Raw genomic sequence first — 4687 nt, forward strand, 5'->3', positions numbered from 1 at the left:
TCGGTGACCTTCAGAAAGCCCTTCGGGTCAGCCACCCGTCACCTCCAGGATGCGGTTCCAGACGACGTCGCCGTCGGGGTCGAGCCCCTGAGCGACCGCCTCCTGGCGGGTCTGCAGCACAGCGGCGTAGTCGCGCGGCAGGACCCGGACGAAGTTCTCGCTCTCCGCCTCGAAGTCGTCGAGGAGGCTCTGAGCGAGGGTCGAATCGGTTTCGGCGACATGCTGTTCGAGCAGGTCGCGCAGGATCTCGGCGTCGCCCGCCCCGAGGGGGCCGAGCTCCAGCTCGCCCGAGGCCAGGGCCTCGCGGTTGACGAGCTTGCTGTCGAGACGGTAGATGTACGCGGTGCCGCCGGACATGCCCGCGCCCAGGTTGCGTCCCGTGGCGCCGAGGATCACGGCGAGACCGCCGGTCATGTACTCCAGCGCGTGGTCGCCCACGCCCTCGACCACGGCGGTGGCGCCCGAGTTTCGGACGAAGAACCGCTCACCGACGACGCCGCGCAGGAACATCGTGCCCTGCGTCGCGCCGTAGCCGATGACGTTGCCGGCGATGACGTTCTTCGAGGCGTCGAAGGTCGCGCCGCGCGGCGGGCGGACGACGATCTGGCCGCCCGAGAGCCCCTTGCCGACGTAGTCGTTGGAGTCGCCCTCGAGACGCAGCGTGATGCCGGCGGGCATGAACGCGCCGAACGACTGGCCCGCCGAGCCGGTCAGGTTGAGGACGATGCTGCCGGACGGCAGACCGTTCTCGCCGTGGGCCTTCGTGACGTGGTGGCCCAGCAGGGTGCCGACGGCGCGCTCCGTGTTGCGGATGGGCAGGTCGATCGTGACCTGGCCGCCGTTCGCGATGACGTCCTGCGCCTTCTCGAGCAGGCCCACGTCGAAGTGCTCGTCGAGCTCGTGCAGCTGCGCGGTGGTGTTGCGGCGCGGCTCGTCCTCAGCGAACTGCGGACCCTGGAGCACCGGCGTGAGGTCGAGACCGCTCGCCTTCCAGTGCCGGACCGCACCGTCGACGTCGAGCAGGTCGCTGCGGCCGATGGCCTCGTCGAGCGTGCGGAAGCCGAGCTCGGCGAGGTACTCGCGGACCTCTTCGGCGATGAACTCCATGAAGTTCACGACGAACTCGGGCTTGCCCGAGAAGCGCGCGCGGAGCACGGGATTCTGCGTCGCCACGCCCACCGGGCACGTGTCGAGGTGGCAGACCCGCATCATGATGCAGCCCTCGACGACGAGCGCCGTCGTCGCGAAGCCGTACTCCTCGGCGCCCAGCAGGGCGGCGATGATGACGTCGCGACCGGTCTTGAGCTGACCGTCGGCCTGCACCACCACGCGGTCGCGCATGCCGTTGAGCATGAGCGTCTGCTGGGTCTCGGCGAGGCCGAGCTCCCAGGGCGTGCCGGCGTGCTTCAGCGAGTTCAGCGGGCTCGCGCCCGTGCCGCCGTCGTGTCCCGAGACGAGGATCACGTCCGCCAGCGCCTTGGCGGTGCCCGCGGCGACCGCCCCGATGCCGGACTGGCTCACCAGCTTCACGTGCACCCGGGCGCCCGGGTTGGCGCGCTTCAGGTCGAAGATCAGCTGCTTGAGGTCCTCGATCGAGTAGATGTCGTGGTGCGGCGGGGGCGAGATGAGTCCCACGCCCGCCGTGCCGCCGCGCGTGCGCGCGATCCACGGGTACACCTTCGTCGGCGGCAGCTGGCCGCCCTCGCCGGGCTTTGCGCCCTGCGCGAGCTTGATCTGGATGTCGTCGGCCTCGGTGAGGTACAGGCTCGTGACGCCGAATCGACCCGATGCGACCTGCTTGATCGCGCTGCGGCGCTCGGGGTCGAGCAGTCGCTCGACGTCCTCGCCGCCCTCGCCGGTGTTCGACTTCCCGCCGATCCGGTTCATGGCGATCGCGAGAGTCTCGTGGGCCTCGCGCGAGATCGAGCCGTAGCTCATCGCGCCGGTCGAGAACCGCTTCACGATCGACGACACCGGCTCGACCTCGTCGATCGGCACCGGCGTGCGTCCCTCGGTCTTCAGCGCGAACAGACCACGGAGCGTCTTCAGCTCGTTGGCCTGGTCGTCCACGAGCTTCGTGTACTCGCGGAAGATGTCGTAGCGGCGCGTGCGCGTCGAGTGCTGCAGCCGGAACACCGTGTCGGGGTTGAACAGGTGCGGGGCACCGTCCCGCCGCCACTGGTACTCGCCGCCGGTCCACAGGCGCTCATGGGCGCGGGCTGCGGCATCCTCCGGGTAGGCGAAGGCGTGGCGCGCCTGGTTCTCGGCTGCGACCTCCTCGATGCCGATGCCGCCGAGCTTGGACTCGGTGCCGGTGAAGTACGCGTCCACGAACTCCTGCGACAGGCCGACGGCTTCGAACACCTGGGCGCCCGTGTACGACGACACGGTCGAGATGCCCATCTTCGACATGATCTTGAGCACGCCCTTGCCGAGCGCGTAGATCACGTTGCGCACGGCCTTCTCGGGGGTGATGCCGGTGATGAAGCCCGAGCGCACGAGGTACTCGACGGTCTCCATCGCGAGATACGGGTTCACGGCCGACGCGCCGTAGCCGAGCAGCGTCGCGACGTGGTGCACCTCTCGCACATCGCCCGCCTCGACCAGCAGCCCCACCTTCATGCGGTTCTGCTGGCGGATGAGGTGGTGGTGCACGGCCGAGACCATGAGCAGCGACGGGATCGGGACGAGGTCCTTGGTGGAGTCGCGGTCCGACAGGATGATGAACTCCGCGCCGTCGGCGATCGCCGCGTCGACCTCGTCGCACATCTCGTCGATGCGCGCCTTCATCGTGCCGGGGCCCGCGTCGAAGTGGTACAGCCCGCGGATCGTGACCGCGCGGCGCCCGGGCATCGTGCGCTCGATGTTCTGGATCTTCGCGAGCTCGTCGTTGTCGAGCACCGGGAAGTCGATCGTGATCTGGCGCGCGTGGTCGGGGCCGGACGACAGCAGGTTGCGCTCCGGGCCGATGCCGGTGCGCAGGCTCGTGACGACCTCTTCGCGGATCGAGTCCAGCGGCGGGTTCGTCACCTGCGCGAACTGCTGCGTGAAGTAGTCGAACAGCAGTCGGGGACGCTCGCTGAGCACGGCCACGGGGGTGTCGCTGCCCATCGCGCCGAGAGGCTCGGCGCCCGTCTGACCCATCGGGGTGAGGAGGATCCTGACCTCTTCCTCGGTGTACCCGAACGTGCGCTGACGGCGGGTGATCGAGGCGATGGGGTGCACGATGTGCTCGCGCTCCGGCAGCTCCGACAGCTGCAGGCGCTGACGCATCCACAGCCCCCAGGGCTGGAGGGTCGCGAGCTGCTGCTTGATCTCTTCGTCCTCGATGATGCGCCGCTGTGCGGTGTCGACGAGGAACATGCGGCCGGGCCGCAGGCGCCCGCGGCGCTTGATTCGCTCGGGAGCGAAGTCGAGCACGCCCGTCTCGCTGCCGATCACGACGAGGCCGTCGGTGGTCTCGGTCCAGCGGCCTGGACGCAGGCCGTTGCGGTCGAGGGTCGCACCGACGGAGGTGCCGTCGGTGAAGATCAGGGCGGCCGGTCCGTCCCACGGCTCCATCTGCATGGAGTGGTAGTCGTAGAAGTCCCGCAGCTCCGGGCTGATGTCGGCCTGCTTCTCGTAGGCCTCGGGCACCATCATCATGATGGCGTGCGGCAGGCTGCGGCCGGTGAGCGTCAGCAGCTCGAGCACCTCGTCGAACGAAGCCGAGTCGCTGGCGCCCTCGGTGCAGATCGGCAGCAGCGGCTGGATGTCGCCGAGCAGCTCGGACTCCAGCTGCGACTGACGTGCGCGCATCCAGTTGCGGTTGCCGCCGACGGTGTTGATCTCGCCGTTGTGGGCGAGCATGCGCAGCGGCTGGGCCAGCGGCCACGACGGGAACGTGTTCGTCGAGTAGCGAGAGTGGACGACCGCCAGCTCCGAGGCGAAGCGCTCGTCGGAGAGGTCGGGGTAGAACGGCTCGAGCTGCAGGGTGGTGACCATGCCCTTGTAGCCGAGGGTCCGCGCCGACAGCGAGACGAAGTAGGCGTCGAGCTCGTTGCGGGCACGCGTGCGCAGACGGTACGCGCGACGGTCGAGCGCGATGCCCGACAGTGCGGGGGTTCCGCCCTCGGCCGGGCGCGAGACGAACAGCTGCTCGAACACCGGACGGGCCTCGAACGCGAGCTTGCCGAGGTTGTCGTCGACGGTGGGGACCTCGCGCCAGCCGAGGACCGTGAGGTTCTCGGATGCGGCGAGCCGCTCGATGCCGGCCTTCTGCGCGGCGCGCGCGTCGGCGTCGCGGGGCAGGAAGGCCATTCCCGCCGCGTACTCCCCCACCGGGGGCAGCACGAAGCCGACCACCGCGCGCAGGAACGCGTCCGGCATCTGCGTCAGGATGCCCGCGCCGTCGCCGGTGCCGGCGTCGGAGCCGATCGCACCGCGGTGCTCGAGGTTGCGCAGCGCCGTCAGCGCCAGATCGATGATGTCGTGTCCGGCCTCGCCGCGGAGCGTGGCGACCATCGCCAGGCCGCACGCGTCCTTCTCGAAAGCGGGGTTGTACATCCCCTGCTTCTGCGGGAATCCGGCGCGGCCGGACGAAGCGGGGGTGGGCGCCTGCTCTGCGGCGCCGTGACGGGGGCTCGAAGCCATACCTACCGTCCTCACGTTGATAGTCAAGATGGGACGACGTCGGCCCTGGAACGCC

1 protein-coding gene is annotated in these 4687 nt (G+C 69.6%); it reads right to left on the reverse strand.

Going from position 1 to position 4687, the window contains the following annotated elements; translation table 11 throughout:
- Positions 1 to 27: 27 nt before the first annotated feature.
- Positions 28 to 4632 (reverse strand): glutamate synthase large subunit, encoded by a 4605-nt coding sequence (gene gltB / locus ACTHNQ_RS02955; protein ID WP_440330949.1) that lies wholly within the window; start codon positions 4630 to 4632, stop codon positions 28 to 30.
- Positions 4633 to 4687: the final 55 nt, after the last annotated feature.

Source organism: Microbacterium sp. (genome assembly GCF_051953575.1).
GTDB lineage: Bacteria > Actinomycetota > Actinomycetes > Actinomycetales > Microbacteriaceae > Microbacterium.

Coding starts and splice junctions, on each gene's coding strand:
- gltB (WP_440330949.1), bottom strand. CDS start 4,632: ATGGCTTCGAGCCCCCGTCACGGCGCCGCAGAGCAGGCGCCCACCCCC.